This is a genomic window from Streptomyces sp. NBC_00223 (assembly GCF_036199905.1).
GTDB lineage: Bacteria > Actinomycetota > Actinomycetes > Streptomycetales > Streptomycetaceae > Actinacidiphila.
The window spans coordinates 3108744-3125672 of sequence record NZ_CP108109.1; the positions used below are offsets into that span (position 1 = coordinate 3108744).

Below are 16929 nucleotides of genomic sequence, written 5' to 3' on the forward strand. Positions count from 1 at the left end.
GCGCACGCAATTCAGGCCACGCCAGGTGAGACCCTGGCCGACTGCTGAGAGACAGAACATCGCGCTGGCGAACACCGCTCTATCGGGGTCCAACAGCCGTGCCGTGAGGGCGATTACGCAGAGGCCAAGCATGGGGACGGATGCGCCCCAACGAATGAGTTTCTCGCCGCGCGCGAGCAAAGGGTCATCGGTCAGATCACGGGAAGACACGGAACTCCGTCCCAGGAACCTTCACCACGTCGAACCGACCTCCTTCGTATAGCGGGCCTTGAAGTGCCCGTAGGAGCCGTAGCTCCACTTGCCGGGGAACACATCACTGCCTCCGGCGCCCTTGTCCCAAGCGTCCACGCCCGACGCCGCGGCCCACGCCCCCTGGAAGACGGCCTTGTGCCGCTCCGCCCCCTCGCTCGCGCGCGACACCGCCGTGCTGCCCGGGTACGAAGTCCGCATGCGCCGGACGTCCTTGAAGAGGTTCACCGTTTCCTGGTCGCCGCCCACCGCCGCCGCCTCCCAGCGGGACGCTTCCGGCGTGGGCATCGCGGCCTCCTCGGCCGCCGCCTCGTGGCCCGCGCGGAGGTTCGCCGCGCGGGCGATGTTCCGCTCGTGGCGGGCCCTGGCCCGCGCCGCCCGCGAGGAGCCGCGGCGGTTGACGACGGCCGACGCCCGGTCGCGTACCGGCCGCGTCGCCCGGGCCGCGTCCGCGGTCGCCCGCTCACGCGCGGCCGCCCCGGCCGCGAGCCGCGTGGCGTCGCGTACGTCCCGCAGTCCGCGCAGCGCGAACGTGCCGACGCCCATCGCCAGGAGCCCGAAGACGTCCAGGGCGACGTCCGCCCAGGAGCCGGTGCCCGCGACGGCGAGCAACACGTGTCCCGTGAGCGCGCCGAACGCGAGCCAGACGGCCAGCCCGGCGACCCAGCCCGCCGGGGTCATGAGGATCGCGGCGACGGCGATGCAGGTCGCCGCCCAGCTCATCACGTCCACGACGAGGGAGATCAGGGCCTTGCAGCCGTCCACGGCGTTCTTCCGCCGCTCCCACCAGCTGTCCTTGATCGTGTCGTCGATCTCGTCGCGGATCCGGGCGGCGTAGTGCGCGGCGCGTTCGTCGCGCTGGGCCTCGACCCTGGCCAGGGACGCCCGGTGCCGTACGGTCAACTCGTCGTCCCCGCCCGACCAATCCCCGCCCGACCAATCCCCGCCGGGCCAGTCCCCACCGGGCCGGACCTCACCCGGCCGGTCCCCGCCCGGCCGACCCTCTCCCGCCCGCTCCTCGCGCGCCCTGCGCAGCACACGAGCGGCGTCCGCCTGGAGGCTTTCCAGCTCGAACGCCCACCCGGTGAGGTGGCCGTGCACCCGTTCGTACCGCTCGGCGGTCTCCCGCAGCCGCGTCTCCAGCCCGCGCGCGCCCTCGCCGAGCGCGTCGGCGTAACGGCCCTTGAGGCCCTGGCCCTCGCCGATGGCCCGGAGGTCCCTCGCCTCGCTCCTGAGTACGGCCGCGAGGTGCTTCATGCGGTCGACCTCGGCGAGGATCGCGTCGGGGTCGCCGGGTACGGGGTCGGTGGCGGCGAGCGGGTGCCAGTCGCGGGGGCGCCGCCGCTCGGCCGCTCCGGCGTACGCCCCGCTCAACCGCGCGTCACCAACTGCCGCTCGGTCTCCCGGAAGGTCTCCCGGGCCGACGTCACCAGGCCGCCGACCGACTCGATGCCCGACAGCAGCTTCTTGCGGTACCAGGCCCAGTTGTCGACGAACGCGGCCATCGCGCCCGCCACGTCGGCCGATCCCCACACGTGCCGCAGGTCGTCGCGGTGGGCCGAGATCCCGGTGAACTCGGCCCGCAGCGCGCTCAGCCGCCGCTCGCATTCCGCGAGCACCTGGTCCGTCACCTTGAGGTCCGTCATCCGCGCGCCCCCGCCCGCCGTGGTCCGTTGTCGCTGTGCACGACCTGACAACGGACCGGGTGCACACCGCGGTTACGGGTACAGCGGCATATGCCAACCGATCGGGTAGTCCTCGGCCGCCTCAGGTTTCAGCAGCCGCGCACGGACCCAGGTTGACGGCCTCAGGTTTCAGCAGCCGGGCACGGACCCAGGTTGACGGCCTCAGGATTCAGCCGACGGTCCCGGACCCGAGTTGGCAGCCGCTGGTCTCAGTTGGCGACGCTCCCCCGCCACGCGGGCAGCAGCTCGTCCAGCAGCGCTTCGACCCTCGGCGGCAGGCCGCGCGCCGGGCCGTTCACGGCGTCGCCGCGGGCGATCAGGGACCGCGCCGCCGCTTCGAGCCGCGCGGGGTCGCCCGTGGCGTGCGCGGCCCGCAGGAGTTCGAGCCAGAGCCGTTCGTCCTGGGGCGACACGATCAGGCCCGTCTCCACCGCGGCGACGGCCGCCTTCGGCTTCGCCGCGTCCAGGTGCAGTCCGGACAGCGCCAGGGCGATCTCCGCCACCAGCACCGGGTGCTGTGCGTCCACGATCTCGTGGCTGAGCCAGCCGTAACGGCCGGGCGCCCGGTCCTCGAACAGCCGCCCGCGGGCCAGCGACAGCGCGTCGCTGAGCAGCCGCCGCCGCGCTACGGGGTCCGACGCGGCCCGTCCCTCCGTCGCCTCGTGGTGCAGCGTCTGGAGGACGTCCCAGTCGGAGACGACCGACGTGGCCAGCACGATCCGCCCGGTGTCGTCGAAGGACAGCCGCGCGGCGCCGCCCGGGTCGGTGCCGAGCCAGTCGCGGAGCCGTTCGACCAGCGCGTCGCGGACCTCCTCGGTCACGCCTCGCGGCCACAGCGCGGACGCCAGCACCCGCGGGTGCACGCCTTCGCGGTGCAGAAGCAGCAGGGCCAGGGCCTCGTGCAGCAGTTGGCTGCGCTCGGCCGCGGGCGCCTCGACGCCGACGACCTCGAACGGGCCGAGCAGCCGCGCGTACACCCCGGGTCGGCCCTGGTCGGTGAGGTCGACCAGGAAGGGCGGCGTGTCCGCGCCGGGGCCGTCCTCGCCGCCTGCCTCCGCGAACAGCCGCAGGACGGACCGGTACTGGGCCTCGGGCAGCAACTGTGCCTCCAGGTCGAGGCCGAGCAGCGGCGCGAGCAGCCGTCCCGCCGGGGTGACCTCCAGCTCCCAGGCGGAGCCCGGCAGATCGGCGCGGTCGGAGCCCACGAGGTAGCCGATGCCGAGCCGGCCCGCGTCCGCGGCGAGTTCGGCGAGGCGTTCGGCCTCCGCCTCGGTGGGTTCCGCGGCGAGCAGGACCAGGTGCGGGGCCCACTGGGTGTGCTGGGCGCGCCCGGTACGGCCGGTGAGGACGCTGTCCTGTCCGGCCGTCCGCAGGGCCCCGGCGCGCTGCGCGGTCTCCGCCGCCATGATCTCGATGACCGTGGGCACATCGGCCAGGTGCCGTACCCGGGCGGGCGCGAGGGCGGTGAGGTCCTCGGCGAAGCCGACCAGGGTGACGGTCATACGGTCCGACCATCCGTTGGTCGCCAGTTCGGCGGCGACGGAGGCGAGTACGGCCTCACGGTCGGCGCGGGCCCCGGCGAGCGAGACGATGCCGGGCACCGCTTCGAGGTTGAGCAGCAGCCGGGCGCCGTCGAGCGTGCCGAGCGCGACCAGACCCGGGTACGGGGCCGCCGCCGCCACGTCGTCGTCCTCACCGAGGTCGGTGCGGTCCAGCCGCCAGAACGTCTGGTCCTGGCCGAGCTGCCAGGGCGCGGGCGGCTGGCCCTCCGGCCAGGCGAGCTGGAGATGCAGCGCGTCACCGGTGAGCCAGGCGGCGTAGACGGTCGGGAGCTTGCGGCCCTCGCCGTCCAGCCGGGCGGACAGCGAGCGCAGCGCGCGGTCGAGGAACGCGACGGTCTCCGGCTCCGCGCCCACCCGCAGCGCGTCGGCGACATCGGCCTGCGGGCCGTTGGGGGTGCGCGGGGTGCGCAGGCCGCCCGCGGTGACGGACTGCCACAGGGCCGTACGGCGTCGGCGGCCGAGCGCGGCGAGCAGGCCGGCGGCCAGCAGCGGGGCTCCGATCAGCGCCTCCGACAGCCCGAAACCGAGCCCGGCGGAGGGCGCGGAGAAGACGGCGGCGCCGGAGGGGCCCTGGGACTCGTGGGCGGCGGGCGGCTGTTCGACCGGACTCGTGGTGGTCCGATGAGCACTGTCCCCTCCTCCCGAGCCGCCCGCTCCGCCACCCTGCTCGGTGGTCACCGCGCTCTGCGACGCCGCGTGCGCGCCCTCCGCCACGGTGTCCTTGGCGCCGCCGTGCTCCGCGTACCGCTGCACGTCGGGCGCGGTGTGCGGGGCCGCGACCGGCATCTCGACCAGGTCGCCGCCGTGGGCGTCGGCGGGCATCTCCATCACCCAGCCGGGCCGGATGAGACTGGCCTGCGACAGCCGCGAGCCGTCGGGCTGCACCCGGTCCTTGTTGAGCTGGTAGATCTCCTTGTAGCGGCGGCCGTCGCCGAGGTGCCGTTGCGCTATCTCCCACAGCGAGTCGTGGTGCCGGCCCTCGGGCGGCTGGATCCGGTAGAACTTCGTGTCCTGGTGGGCGACGGGTCCGAGCGGCTGCGCGGCCGCGGCGCCGTGCTCCCCGCCCTGCTGCTGCGGTACGGCCACGCTAGCCGCCCGCGCCTGGTACTGCTGACCGGGCGTCTGCTGGGCGGTCACGGCCACGCCGGGACGCGCCTGGCTCTCCACCTGCTGGTGCTGTCCGAGTTGGGCGAGCCCCGGCACCAGGCCCGCGGTGCTCACGCCGACCAGCAGCAGCGCGGCGACCAGCTGACGGGCCAGCAGCTGGCTGGGGCCCGAACCCGGCACCCGGCTCGGCATTCCGACGCCGGACACCGCCGCCTTGGCCTCCACCAGCACGCACGCCGTGAACTGCGCCCACGCCAGCCAGACCACGACGGCCAGCGTGTTGACGAACGTCTCACTGGTGATCGGCTGCCGCAGCAGCTCGGAGTCGAGGTGGTGCGGGAACGGCGACCCGATGAAGTACAGCAGCGCGGCCGGTACGGCCACCACCAGCACGGCCAGCGCCAGAAACGCGCCGAGCGCACGGACGAAATCGCCGAACGTACGCCGCCTGCGCGGCGGACGGGCTGCCGCTCGACCTTGCTGCGCGGGGTGACGTCCCGTGGCGCTCGTACGTGCCATGGCTGCTTCCTCTGCCTTCGGTGGTCTGCTGTGGCCTTCGGTGCGTGGCCTTTGGTGCTGTGGCCTTCGGTGCGGTGGAAGTGGGCGGTCTTCGGGGCCGGGGTCAGTTGCCGCTGATGGACGAGGCGGAGGCGGTGCCCTTCGCCAGCAGGTCCCCGTCGAAGAAGAAGCCGGTCATCATCGGCTGGTAGGTGAGCTGGACAGTGACATTGACCTGCTCGGCCGTCGAGTCGTGGCACTCCGAGGCTTCCACGTCCGCCTGGTCGAGGCCGGTCGTGGCGAGGAAGTGCCGGATGTCGTCGGTGCAGTTCTCGTAGTTGATGGGCGCGGTCCTGGTGGCTTCGGTCGCGTTGCGCAGGGCTTCGACGTCGATGTCCTGGGCGGCGTAACGGGCGGCCTGTTCGGCCAGGTCGGCGGCGCGCTCGCGCTTGGAGATCGCCATACCGCCGTCCACGACGAAGGCGGCGAGCGCCATGAAGAGCAGCGCGAAGATCACGATGCCGATGGCGCCTGAGCCCCGGTCGAGGCGCGCCTCCCCACGAGCGCCGTGCGGCCGCGCCGGAGCCGGGCGCGGCGCGAGGCGGGTCATCCGGTCAGCCTCCGATACGGGTCCAGGGGGGAGGAGAACTCGCCCTTCATCGTGCTCTGGATACCGAGCCCGACCGCTTTGAGCCCCCGTACCCGGCAGGTGATCTGGACGGCGAAGATCCCTTGCTCCGGTGTCCAGCTGGTGCCCTCGGTGGTCATCCGAATCGTGTGGTCGAGGCAGATGCCGTGGAGATCCTGCCTCGCCGTGCTCATCGCCTGCCGCTGCGCGTCGGCCAGACTGCCCCGCAGCGAGCCGGCCCGCGCCGCGTCGCGGGCGGCGGCGTCGAGCGAGCCGCGGGCGTCCACCATCTGCCCGAAGGCGACCAGGACGAGGATGAAGAGGATCATCACGGGGGCGAGGATCACCACCTCGATCGTGGAGATGCCCTGGTCACGGGAGTTGACGCCGAACCGGAAGCCGCTGCCCGTGCCGGTACGGGCGCCGGAGCCGGAGCCGGAGCCGTGACGAGTACCGGTGCCCGTGTCCGTGTCCGTGTCCGCCGCGCTCATACGTCTCAGGCGCGCGACCGCCGTTGCGATGATCATCGCGGGCTCACTCCCCGTCCGGTACGAAGCGCTCGACCGGCCCCCGCGACACTTCGTCCACCGTGAGGTCGAACCCGGGGATGATCGACGGCACACCGCCGGTGACCCGTACGCTCACCGTGTTCCCGGTGCGCCGCGGCTGGACGACCGGGTCGGTGAGCAGATTGCCGCCGAGCTGCGCGATGTAGCCGTTGGCCTTGATCGTCGCCTTCGCCGCCCAGTCGTCGCTCTGCTCCGCCTGCTCCCGGGCCTCACGCGCCCCGGCGCGCGCGGCGGCCTGGGCGACATGGTCCGCGAAGTAGTACATCGCGAACTGGACCGTGGCGAAGATGACCCCGAAGAACAGCGGCGTGAGAAAGACGAACTCGATCGCGGTCATCCCGCGGTCGTCCGTCGCACGACGGCCCACGCCGCTGTCGCCGTGGGCCGCGTCCAGCCGGCGGCGCAGGGCGCGGCGCAGCGCGTGGTCTGTCCTCATCCCCGTGGGTTCCGGTCTCCTCAGCAGTCGGTGGTCTTCGAGGCGTTCTGGATGCAGTTCTTGACGGTGTCCGTCTTGCTGTCGAGCGCGTTGCTGATGACGACACCGATCCCGGCGACGAGCGCGGCCACGATCGCCGAGATGATGACCCACTCGACCGCGGAGGCGCCCCTGCTGCGGGCCTCACCCCTGGTCCACTCGACGCGGTCCCTGACGAACGAGGCGACACGGTCGGTCGCCCTGCGGAAGACATTCGGACGGTTCATGGTCCAAGTCCTTTCGAGACTGGATGACGAGACGAGTGGCTGGTCAGGCTGGTCAGGCTTGGAACACCCGCATCGCCGCGGGAAAGAGCAGGAAGACAAGGAATCCCGCGCACAGCAGTAGCTGCGCCACGAGCATGGACTGGGAGTTCTCCCCCGCCGCTCCCTCGATCTCGGAGAGTTCGCGGTGGCGCATGGTCTCGGCGCGGGAGGCGAGCGATTCACGGATCTTGGCGCCGTCGTCGGCGACGAGGCCGAGGGTCACCGACAGGTCCTGGAGCTCCTCGATGCCCAGCTCGGCCCCCAGACGGCCGAGCGCGACCCACTGGCTGGTGCCGGTGATCCGGGCGTCGGACAGGCAGTTGCGGATACGGACCAGGGCCCAGCCGTCGCTGACGTCGGCCGCGGCCATCAGCGCCTCGGGCAGCCCGCGGCCTCCGGCCAGATTCATCGAGACCAGGTCCAGGTACGCGCCGATGACGCGCCGGAGATCCTTGCGTTTGGCGGCCGCGTCCCGCCGTACTTCGAGGTCGGGCAGGAAGAAGAACAGCCCGGCGAAGGCCAGCGCGAGCCAGACCGGGATGATCGGGCTCGATCCCATGCCGAGCTGCCAGATCACCGCGAAGATGAACGGGCCGAAGACCAGTCCGGTCGCCGACAGCATGATCTTGGTGGCGAGGAAGCCTTCCCAACTCCGTTCCAGAACCGCCAGGTCGGCGCGGAGCGAGCGCAGTTCCCAGCCCTGTTCGAGATAGAAGGCCGCGATGCGCCGGCCGAGGCGGCCGCGCAGGTCGGTGGCCCGGGGCGCGGGGCCGCTCATGGGTCCGGCGGCGCGCATGGCGTCGATCTGGGCGATGGTCGCGGCGGCGCTGCGCTTGCTGGGCATGAGCGCCCGGATCAGGGCGAAGACGCCGAGTCCGACGATCGCGCCGAGCACGCAGGTCAGCAGTATGGTGCTCATCGCAGCCTCGCCTCCTGGGTGGGTACGGGGCCTTGCCCGGTACCCGGACCGTGGCCGCCCGGACCTTGGCTGCCCGGCGCGTGGCCGACCTGCGCATGACCGGTCGGGACGTGACCGGTCGGGACGTGACCGGTCGGGACGAACTGCCCGGGCACGCCGTGGCGTTCGGCCGCGCGGCCGGGCGCGTGCACCAGGAAGCGGTCCGGCGTCTCCACCTTGGACAGATTGCGCAGCCACCAGAACCCGGCGCCGAACAGCAGGACCACGATGGTCAGGACGAGCTGGCCGACCAGCGTGCCGTAGGGCTTGACGAAGCTCCGGTTGAAGATCGCGAGCGCGAGGACCACCACCACGGACACCAGCACCACGATCTGGACGCTGCGCCGGGTGCTCGCCCGCTGGGCCATCACCCGCTGCCGCATGTCCACTTCCTCGCGGGCCGACTTGGCGAGCGCGCCGAGCACTTCGCGCAGCCCCGGTCCGCGCAGCCGGGCGTTGAGGATGAGGGCGGCGATGATGATGTCGGCGGACGCGTCGTCGATCTCGTCGGCGAGGTGCTGGAGCGCCTCCGGCAGCGGGGTACGGGACCGCAGTCGGTCGACGAGCGATTCCAGGTGGGTGCGCAGCGCCGGGGCGGCCGCCCGGGCGGAGGCCGGTATGGCCTGCTCAAGGCCGACGGCCCCGGCGATGGTGTCGCGCAGCGACTCGGTCCAGCCGGCGAGCGCCTCGACCCGCTTCATCGCGGCGCGTTCCTCCGCGGCGCCGCCGAAGAGCCGGTCCCAGGTGAAGACGAGGACGGCGGTGGCGAGGCCGAGGACCACCCAGCGGGTGAGGCCGAGGACGGCCAGGCCGATCACGATGGCCAGCGAGCCGCGCTGGGACAGGAACCGGATGAGCTCCGACGCCCGGTCGGCGGAGGACTGGCCGGCCTGGTCCGGCCGGGGCGCCCAGCCGCGCATCGCGACGACGAACAGCGCGACACCGCCGCCGACCGCCGCTCCGGCGAGCAAGCCGCAGAGCACGGACAGGGAGAAGATCCCGGTCATTACCGCCACACCCCCGTGGGCTGGTAGCCGTGGGCGAGGAGTTCTTCGAGGCAGGAGATGGGGGCGTGCGGCATGGCCACGCCTTCCCGGCCCTCGGCGAAGACCTCGCTGGAAAGGACGCGGCCGTCCACGCCGTTGACCTCGCGGATGGAGGTGACCATACGGCGCAGGACGCCACCGCGCTGGAAGTCGTTGCGCCGCTGGACGAAGACGACGAAGTCGATGGCACCGGCCACCAGCATCTGGGACGCCTCGACGGGCAGCCGTTCCTGCGCCTGAAGGGCGTAGGTGGAGATGCGGTTGAAGACCTCGGCGGAGCTGTTGGCGTGGATGGTCGACAGTGAGCCGTCGTTACCCTGGGACATCGCGTTGAGCATGGTGACGATCTCGTCGCCGAGCACCTCGCCGACGATGACCCGGGAGGGGTTCATACGCAGCGAGCGGCGGACGAGTGCGGCCATCGAGATGGCGCCCAGGCCCTCGGAGTTGGGCAGCCGCTCCTCGAACGCCACCACGTTGGGGTGCAGTTCGGGGAACTGGTCGAGGCCGAGCTCCAGGGCGCGTTCGACGGTGATGAGACGTTCGTGGGGCGGGATGACGTTGGCCAGCGCCCGCAGCAAGGTGGTCTTGCCGGCGTTGGTGGCGCCGGCGATCATCACGTTCTTCCTGGCCAGGACCGTGGCCGACAGGAAGGAGGCCAGTTCGGGGCTGAGCGTGCAGTTGCCGACGAGGTCGGCGAGGAAGACCTTGCCGAGGCGGGCGCGCCGGATGGACAGCGCGGGCCGGCGGGTCACGTCCATGACGGCGGAGAGCCGGGAGCCGTCGGGGAGCCGCAGGTCGAGCTGCGGGTTGGCGGTGTCGAAGGGGCGCGAGGACAGACCGGAGTAGGCGCCGAGCACCTGGATCAGCTCGATGAGCTCCTCGTCGGACTCGGCGACCGGGTCGACCTGGAGTTCACGGCCGTCGGAGTAGCCGACGAAGACCTGGTCGCAGCCGTTGATGTCGATGTTCTCGACATCGGGGTCGTCGAGCAGCGGCTGGAGGCGGCCGACGCCGAAGAGCGCGGCGTGCACCGCGGACGCGTACGCCTCCTCCGACCGCGCGTCGGGCGGGGTGCGGCCGGCGGTGATCTCGGCGCGGGCGTAGTCCTCCAGGATCTGCGCGATGATCGCCCGCGCGAAGTGCCGTTCGTCCTCGGGGGACATGGCCAGGGTGCCGGTGGCCTGGTCGATCCGGCGCTGTTCGGCGATGCGGTCGCCCGCCTCCTGCCGGAAGCGCTTGACGAGCTGGTGGTCGACGACCTCGCTCATCGCAGGACCCCGTACCGCTGCGGTACGTCGGCGGTGATCTGACGGGCGGAACGGATCAGCAGCGACTTGTCCAGCCGGCCGCGGCGGCGGCCGCTGAGCATCTCGGCGCCGGCCGGGTCGTGGGCGAGGGTGCCGACCACCCGGGCGGAGATCTGCGAGGCGACCAGCATTTCGTTGACCTGCGAGGTGATCCGGGCGCTGTGGCCGGGGTCGGCGATGAGCAGAATGCCGATCGGCGGGTGGCCGAGCGCGGCGGCGCCGCGCTGCGATCCGTGCAGCTTGGCGGACAGGGCGCCGGCCCTGTCCCTGACGCGGGCGAGGTGTTCGGGCTCGGTACGGGAGACCAGCAGCACGAGGGCGGCGTGCGGGAAGAGTTCGAGCGTGGCCGAGTCGGGCCCGATGCGGCCGCAGTCGGCGACCACGTCGGCCGCGCCGTTGGGCGACTCGGCGAGCGTGGCGAACGCCTGACCGAGCATCGGCCACAGCCCGGCGAGTCCGGCGGCCTGCTCGGCGCCGCCGAGGCCGACCAGGACATCGAGGCCGCCGGCCAACGGCTGCGAGTGGTCCCACAGTTGCTCGGCCGCCAGGCCGTGGCGGGCGGTCGCGGCGAGCGAGAGCAGTCCGGTGTTGGGGTTGAGCATGCCGCCGTGCGCCCCGGCGGAGCGGTAGACCAGGTCGCCGCCCGCCAGGTCGGTCTCGGCCAGCAGGACCCGCCGGGGCCAGACCGCGGCGAGCGCGACAGCCGCCGTGGTGACGCCTGGTGACCCCTTGTCGGCGGCGATTGCGATCAGTGCCATGACGTCCTCGCCCGCTCGCTCAGTTCTTGCCGGAAACGAGCACGAGCGCGACCTGGCCGGAGGCGGACGCGGCCGTCAGGGCACCGGCGTCGGCGCTGTCGGCGACCACGGTGACCGTGGTGTCACCGCTGCTCATGCCGCCCTCGGAACCGCTGCTGATGTCCTTGACCACCAGGTGGCCGCTGATCAGGGTGTTGGGCACGCTTGTGCCGGTGCTGTCGCCGCCGCTGTTGACGGCCTTGTTCGCCTCGTTGCCCACCAGGTAGGCGGCCACGGTGTCGCCGTTCGCGAGGCCGTGGGGCAGCTGTCCCGACTTGAGGGAGAGTCCGATCAGCGACTTCCCTTCCGCCAGCACGTTCTCCTTGGGAGTGACCATCGTGACGACCAGCAGGGAGCCCGGGGTCAGATTGGTGGCGGCGCGGTAGTGGCTCGTCAGATCCCCGCGCTGTCCCCAGGTGATGAACTCCAGGCCGGTGTCGTCGGAGACCATCACCTCACGCAGGGCCGACTGCGGGATGGGCTGTCCCGCGGCGATCTGCGTGGTGACCTCGACGACCGAGATCTTGTTCCCCGCGCGCAGCACCATCACGGTGGCGCCCAGCGCGCCGACCAGGATCAACAGCACGGCCAGCGCGGCGAGTGCGGGCTTGCGCTCGCGCGGCGCCGTCGGCAGCCGCTCTCCGCCGACCGGCGCGCCGAGCGCCGGCGCGGGAACGGACTGACGGCCACCGCCGCCGCCCGCAGCGGAACGTTCCCTGGTCTTCACTTCACTGCCCCCGTTGAGCCAACGTACCGATTGGCGACCGGTTGTGTGGGAGAAAGCGCCGCGCTCCGGTCCGGCGGCAGCCCACAGGCCGATGTCAAGTCACCGCACGCTATCAGCGCCGCAGAAACACCCTCAAGACGCATCACGTGACAACAGACTCACAGCCTTGCAACAGAACAGAACGACGTGCATGACATGCCCACGATCGGCCGCACAGTGTCGTGTCCGCTCCGCGCACCCCTGCTTCATCCGGCTCGCTCCACCACTTTCCCATCGTTCACCCGGCCTGTGTCCAGCCCCGATTCCGGCCTGTGGACAACCCTGCGCAGGTTTTCCACAGGCGCCGCACCTGGCGCCCCACGGCCCTCCCGCAGCCGTTATCGTCCATAACAACCAAGTCAAATCCGGGGGAACGGGGAACGCCGTGCGTCTGTCGTTGACCGTGGTCGATCCGCTCGGCGGGGACCGCGCCGATGTGGTGGTCGAGGCCGATGCCGCGTCGACCGTCGCCGAACTCGCCCGTGTGCTGGGCCAGAAGGTCGGCGGAGGCGGCGCCGAGATCATCTCGATCACCGGCGGCGCGGCCCGTTCGCCCGGCGCTCCCGCCGTGTACGTGGACGGATACGCCGTCGACCCCGGCTGGTCGGTGGCCCAGTCACCGCTGCGCGAGGGCGCGGTGGTGAGTCTGTACGACCCGGCAGGTTGTCTGCCGGGCGAGCCGGCGGGCGTCGTCGAACTGCGGGTCGCGGGCGGTCCCGACGCGGGCGCGGTGCACCGGCTGGGCATCGGCAAGGTCGAGATCGGTCGCGGCCGGTCGGCCCGGGTCAGGATCGACGACTCCGAACTCGCCGAGCGGGCCGCCGTGCTGACGGTAGGCATGGGCGGCACCTGCCAGGTCACGGTCGGGGGAGAGACGAAGGAGTGGCCGCTGGGCGGTCAGGTCGCCCTCGGCAACACCCTTCTGGAGCTCGGTCCTTATATTCCGCCCAACGCGGCGCTGCACCCGGGTGAGGACGGGGCGACGTACGAGTACAACCGCCCGCCCCGGCTGTCCCCGCCCGAGCGCACCACCCTGTTCCGGCTGCCGAGTCCGCCGAAGGAGCCCACCGCCCGCCCGCTGCCCTGGCTGATGGCGCTCATGCCGCTGGTCATGGCGGTGACGATGGCCTTCATGATGCACCGCATGATGTATCTGATCATGGCGGTGGTCAGCCCCGTCGTCATGGTCGGCAACTACTTCATGGACAAGAAGCACGGCCGCAAGTCGTACGCGAGGACGGTCACCGAGTACCGCGAGCGCAAGGCGGGCATCGAGCGGGACGCGGGCAACGCGCTGGACGCGGAGCGCAAGGACCGGGCCGCCGCGTCGCCCGACCCGGCCACGGTGCTCAACACCGCGACCGGCCCGCGCACCCGGCTGTGGGAGCGGCGCCGAGGCGACGCCGACCATCTGCTGATCAGGGTCGGCACGGCGAAGGTGCCGTCCGAGGTGGTGCTCGACGACCCGGAGCAGGAGGAGCACCGCCGCAAGGTCACCTGGGACATCGACGACGCGCCGGTCGCCGTGGAGTTGCGGCGGCTCGGGGTGCTCGGTTTCGCGGCCCCCGGTGACGGCGCCCGGGCGATGGGCCGCTGGGCGGTCGCCCAGATGGCCACGCTCAGCAGCCCGATGGATGTGCAGTTCTATGTGCTCACCGAGCAGTCGGGCCGGGACAGCTGGGACTGGGTGCGGTGGCTGCCGCACTCCCGGCCCACCGACGGCCAGGACGCCAGCGCCCTGCTGGGCACCGACGCGGAGACGGTGGCGGCCCGCGTCGCCGAGCTGATCTCGATCCTCGACGGGCGGCAGAAGGCCAAGCAGAAGGCGGGCAGCTCGGCGAACCACGCGGCCTTCTTCAAGGACCCCGACATCGTGGTGGTCCTGGACGGCTCGCGGCGGATGCGTTCGCTGCCCGGCGTCGTGCAACTGCTGCGCGAGGGGCCCGGCGTCGGGATATTCGCCATCTGCCTGGACTCCGAGAGCCGCTTCCTGCCCGGCGAGTGCCAGGCCGTGGTGAGCGCCGAGTTCGAGGCACCCGCCGAGTCCGCGCGGGTCGCCTCCGTGCCGGAGACCACCGCTTCCGTACCCCGGCAAGGCGGCTTCCCCTCGGTCAACGCCTGGTACGCGGCGGGCCCGCAGACCCGGGCCGTCGTCGCGGAACCGGCTCCCGGTGCCTTCCGGCTGCGGGTCGAGCAGACCGGCGCGGCCCAGATCCGCAAGGTGCGGCCCGACCTGGTCTCGCCCGCGTGGTGCGCCCGGCTGGCCCGCTGCCTCTCGCCGATCCGCGACATCAGCGGCGACGCGGAGGACTCGGCGATCCCCTCCTCCAGCCGGCTGCTCGACGTCCTGGACCTCGAACCGCCCACCGCCGACGCGGTCGCCGCCCGCTGGCGGGTCAGCCCCCTCTCGACGCAGGCGGTCGTCGGCGAGTCCTACGACGGCCCGTTCGCGATCGACATCCGCAAGGACGGCCCGCACGGTCTGATCGCCGGCACCACCGGTTCCGGCAAGTCCGAGCTGCTGCAGACCATCGTGGCGTCCCTGGCGGTGGCGAACACCCCCGAGGCGATGACCTTCGTGCTCATCGACTACAAGGGCGGCTCGGCGTTCAAGGACTGCGTGCAGCTTCCGCACACCGTCGGCATGGTCACCGACCTCGACGCCCACCTGGTGGAACGCGCGCTGGAGTCGCTGGGCGCCGAGCTGAAGCGCCGTGAGCACATCCTGGCCGAGGCCGGCGCCAAGGACATCGAGGACTACACCGACCTGATCAGGCGTCAGCCCGGCCTCAAGCCGATGCCACGACTGCTCATCGTCATCGACGAGTTCGCGTCCATGGTCCGCGAACTGCCGGACTTCGTCACCGGCCTGGTCAACATCGCCCAGCGCGGCCGTTCGCTCGGCATCCATCTGATACTGGCCACCCAGCGGCCCAGCGGAGTCGTCTCACCGGAGATCCGGGCCAACACCAACCTGCGGATCGCGCTGCGCGTGACCGACGGCAGCGAGTCCTCCGACGTCATCGACGCCCCCGACGCCGGAAACATCTCCAAGTCCACCCCCGGCCGCGCCTACGTCCGGCTCGGCGCGACCTCGCTGGTGCCCTTCCAGTCGGGCCGGGTCGGCGGACGCCGCCCGGGCGCCGTCGAGAATGTGACGGTGGCGCCCTGGGTCGGCGTGGTCGACTGGGCGCAGCTCGGCCGCAGCGCCCCGCGACGCCCGGCGGGCGCCAAGGGCGAGGAGGACGAGATCACCGACCTCAAGGTGCTCGTCGAGGCCATCTGCCGGGCCAACGAACGGCTTGCCATTCCCGCCCAGCACAGTCCGTGGCTGCCCGCGCTGCCCGACACCCTGCTGCTCGACGAACTGCCCGCACCGGTCGCGGCCGGACCGCTGCCGCCCGCGCCCTACGGCGTCGAGGACCTGCCCGCGCTCCAGGCCCGCCGGGCCGTCGCCGTCGATCTGCACACCTTCGGCCATCTGCTGGCGGCGGGCGCGCCGCGCTCGGGCCGCTCCCAACTGCTGCGCACCCTCGCCGGTTCGCTGGCCCGCACCCACTCGACGGCCGATCTGCACCTGTACGGCATCGACTGCGGAAACGGCGCGCTGAACGCGCTGACGAAGCTGCCGCACTGCGGTGCGGTCGTGGGGCGCGCCCAGTCCGAGCGGGCGATCCGGCTGATCGGCCGGCTCAAGGCGGAGATGACCTACCGTCAGGAGCTGCTGGCGGCGGACGGTTTCGCGGACATCGGCGAGCAGCGCGGGGCGGTGGCGACCGACGAGGAGCGACTGCCGCACATCGTGATCCTCCTCGACCGGTGGGAGGGCTGGACCCCCTCGCTCGGCGAGCTGGACCACGGGGCGCTCACCGACGACCTGTTCATGTTCCTGCGCGAGGGCGCGTCGGTCGGCATCCACCTGGTCATCACCGGTGACCGCACCCTGATGGCGGGCCGGATCTCCACCCTCACCGAGGACAAGGTCGCCTTCCGGCTCGCCGACCGCTCCGACTTCTCCCTGATCGCGGTCAATCCGCGCAAGGTGCCCGACGAGATCCGGCCCGGCCGCGCCTACCGCTCGGAGTCCGGTATCGAGCTCCAGGTCGCGCTGCTCGACGGGGACCCGACCGGCCAGGGCCAGGCAGCGGCGCTCGCCGCGATCGGCGCCGCGGCCGCCGAGCGGGACGCGGGACTGCCCCGCGCCCGGCGGCCGTTCCGGGTGGATGTGCTCCCCTCGCGGCTGTCCTTCGCCGACGCGTGGGAGATGCGCGACACCGACGCGGCCCGCAGCCCGCTGTGGGCGCTGGTCGGCGTCGGCGGTGACGAGCTGACCGGTGTCGGCCCCGATCTGTCCGACGGCACGGCCGCCTTCGTCATCGGCGGCCCCGGCAAGTCCGGCCGGTCCACCCTGCTGCTCACCCTCGCCCGCAGCTGTCAGCGGCAGGGCGTCAAGCTGGTGGTTGCCGCACCGCGCCCGTCGCCGATGCGTGAACTGGCCGGTGGCGAAGGGGTGCTGAGGGTCTTCGCCGAAAGCGAGATACCCGCCGAGGAGCTGACCAAGGCCCTGGACGAGGCCGCGGGCTCACCGGTGGTGGTCCTCATCGACGACGCGGAGCTGCTGCGCGACTGCGAGGCCCGGGACGTGCTCAAGGACATCATCGCCCGCGGCTCCGACCAGGGCCGGGCGGTGGTCCTGGCCGGCGGTGAGGAGGACATCTGCTCCGGCTTCTCCGGCTGGCAGGTCGACGCCAAGAAGGCCCGCCGCGGTGTGCTGCTCTCTCCGCAGCAGACGATGAGCGGTGAGCTGATCGGCACCCGGCTCAGCCGCAGCACTGTCGGCGGCCAGATCACACCCGGTCGCGCGCTGCTCCATCTGGGGGACGGGGAGCCGAAGACGGTGACCGTCCCTCTGACGGTCTGAGCCGACGCGGGTCCGGCGTCGGCCGGCCGGGAGTACGGGCCCGCGGCTCGGAAAGCACCGGCCGGGACCGGCCCGGGTCGGCGGCGCCGACC

13 protein-coding genes are annotated in these 16929 nt (G+C 72.4%); 1 reads left to right on the top strand and 12 read right to left on the bottom strand.

Annotated features, from left to right (window positions below):
* Positions 1–231: 231 nt before the first annotated feature.
* The 12 genes from OHA30_RS12945 to OHA30_RS13000 all read right to left on the bottom strand — a co-directional run bounded on the left by OHA30_RS12945 (position 232) and on the right by OHA30_RS13000 (position 11877).
* Positions 232–1623, bottom strand: coding sequence for a hypothetical protein (locus tag OHA30_RS12945; protein ID WP_328913977.1), 1392 nt, complete (start codon positions 1621–1623; stop codon positions 232–234).
* Positions 1620–1895, bottom strand: coding sequence for a hypothetical protein (locus OHA30_RS12950; RefSeq protein ID WP_328913978.1), 276 nt, complete (start codon positions 1893–1895; stop codon positions 1620–1622). Before OHA30_RS12950 ends, OHA30_RS12945 begins: the two co-directional genes overlap by 4 nt.
* Before the next feature lie 248 nt (positions 1896–2143).
* Positions 2144–5122 carry a LysM peptidoglycan-binding domain-containing protein gene (locus tag OHA30_RS12955; protein WP_328913979.1) on the bottom strand — a complete coding sequence of 993 codons (2979 nt, stop codon included), beginning with the start codon at positions 5120–5122 and terminating at the stop codon, positions 2144–2146.
* Between the two features lie 103 nt (positions 5123–5225).
* Positions 5226–5711 carry a Tad domain-containing protein gene (locus OHA30_RS12960; RefSeq protein WP_328913980.1) on the bottom strand — a complete coding sequence of 162 codons (486 nt, stop codon included), beginning with the start codon at positions 5709–5711 and terminating at the stop codon, positions 5226–5228.
* Complete coding sequence (locus OHA30_RS12965; protein WP_328913981.1) at positions 5708–6256, bottom strand: TadE/TadG family type IV pilus assembly protein; 549 nt, start codon at positions 6254–6256, stop codon at positions 5708–5710. Before OHA30_RS12965 ends, OHA30_RS12960 begins: the two co-directional genes overlap by 4 nt.
* Before the next feature lie 7 nt (positions 6257–6263).
* Positions 6264–6734, bottom strand: a complete 471-nt coding sequence (locus OHA30_RS12970; protein ID WP_328913982.1) for a TadE/TadG family type IV pilus assembly protein — start codon at positions 6732–6734, stop codon at positions 6264–6266.
* Positions 6735–6754: 20 nt separating this feature from the next.
* Positions 6755–7000, bottom strand: a complete 246-nt coding sequence (locus OHA30_RS12975) for a Flp family type IVb pilin (protein ID WP_328913983.1) — start codon at positions 6998–7000, stop codon at positions 6755–6757.
* A 52-nt stretch (positions 7001–7052) separates the two neighbouring features.
* Positions 7053–7958 carry a type II secretion system F family protein gene (locus OHA30_RS12980; protein ID WP_328913984.1) on the bottom strand — a complete coding sequence of 302 codons (906 nt, stop codon included), beginning with the start codon at positions 7956–7958 and terminating at the stop codon, positions 7053–7055.
* On the bottom strand, positions 7955–9004 hold the full coding sequence (locus tag OHA30_RS12985) for a type II secretion system F family protein (RefSeq protein WP_328913985.1): 1050 nt from the start codon (positions 9002–9004) through the stop codon (positions 7955–7957). The genes OHA30_RS12980 and OHA30_RS12985 overlap by 4 nt, the downstream gene beginning before the upstream one ends.
* Complete coding sequence (locus tag OHA30_RS12990; RefSeq protein ID WP_328913986.1) at positions 9004–10314, bottom strand: CpaF family protein; 1311 nt, start codon at positions 10312–10314, stop codon at positions 9004–9006. Before OHA30_RS12990 ends, OHA30_RS12985 begins: the two co-directional genes overlap by 1 nt.
* Entirely contained in the window at positions 10311–11111 is an 801-nt protein-coding gene (locus tag OHA30_RS12995) for a hypothetical protein (RefSeq protein WP_328913987.1), read from the bottom strand. Before OHA30_RS12995 ends, OHA30_RS12990 begins: the two co-directional genes overlap by 4 nt.
* A 19-nt stretch (positions 11112–11130) precedes the next feature.
* Positions 11131–11877 carry a hypothetical protein gene (locus tag OHA30_RS13000; protein WP_328913988.1) on the bottom strand — a complete coding sequence of 249 codons (747 nt, stop codon included), beginning with the start codon at positions 11875–11877 and terminating at the stop codon, positions 11131–11133.
* A 424-nt stretch (positions 11878–12301) separates the two neighbouring features.
* Between OHA30_RS13000 and OHA30_RS13005 the strand changes: the two genes are divergently transcribed.
* Complete coding sequence (locus OHA30_RS13005) at positions 12302–16837, top strand: FtsK/SpoIIIE domain-containing protein (RefSeq protein ID WP_328913989.1); 4536 nt, start codon at positions 12302–12304, stop codon at positions 16835–16837.
* Positions 16838–16929: the final 92 nt, after the last annotated feature.

Excerpts from the sequence above, each read along its gene's own strand:
- OHA30_RS12950 (WP_328913978.1), bottom strand. The coding sequence starts at position 1,895 with ATGACGGACCTCAAGGTGACGGACCAGGTGCTCGCGGAATGCGAGCGG.
- OHA30_RS12955 (WP_328913979.1), bottom strand. The coding sequence starts at position 5,122 with ATGGCACGTACGAGCGCCACGGGACGTCACCCCGCGCAGCAAGGTCGA.
- OHA30_RS12960 (WP_328913980.1), bottom strand. The coding sequence starts at position 5,711 with ATGACCCGCCTCGCGCCGCGCCCGGCTCCGGCGCGGCCGCACGGCGCT.
- OHA30_RS12965 (WP_328913981.1), bottom strand. The coding sequence starts at position 6,256 with ATGATCATCGCAACGGCGGTCGCGCGCCTGAGACGTATGAGCGCGGCG.
- OHA30_RS12970 (WP_328913982.1), bottom strand. The coding sequence starts at position 6,734 with ATGAGGACAGACCACGCGCTGCGCCGCGCCCTGCGCCGCCGGCTGGAC.
- OHA30_RS12975 (WP_328913983.1), bottom strand. The coding sequence starts at position 7,000 with ATGAACCGTCCGAATGTCTTCCGCAGGGCGACCGACCGTGTCGCCTCG.
- OHA30_RS12980 (WP_328913984.1), bottom strand. The coding sequence starts at position 7,958 with ATGAGCACCATACTGCTGACCTGCGTGCTCGGCGCGATCGTCGGACTC.
- OHA30_RS12985 (WP_328913985.1), bottom strand. The coding sequence starts at position 9,004 with ATGACCGGGATCTTCTCCCTGTCCGTGCTCTGCGGCTTGCTCGCCGGA.
- OHA30_RS12990 (WP_328913986.1), bottom strand. The coding sequence starts at position 10,314 with ATGAGCGAGGTCGTCGACCACCAGCTCGTCAAGCGCTTCCGGCAGGAG.
- OHA30_RS12995 (WP_328913987.1), bottom strand. The coding sequence starts at position 11,111 with ATGGCACTGATCGCAATCGCCGCCGACAAGGGGTCACCAGGCGTCACC.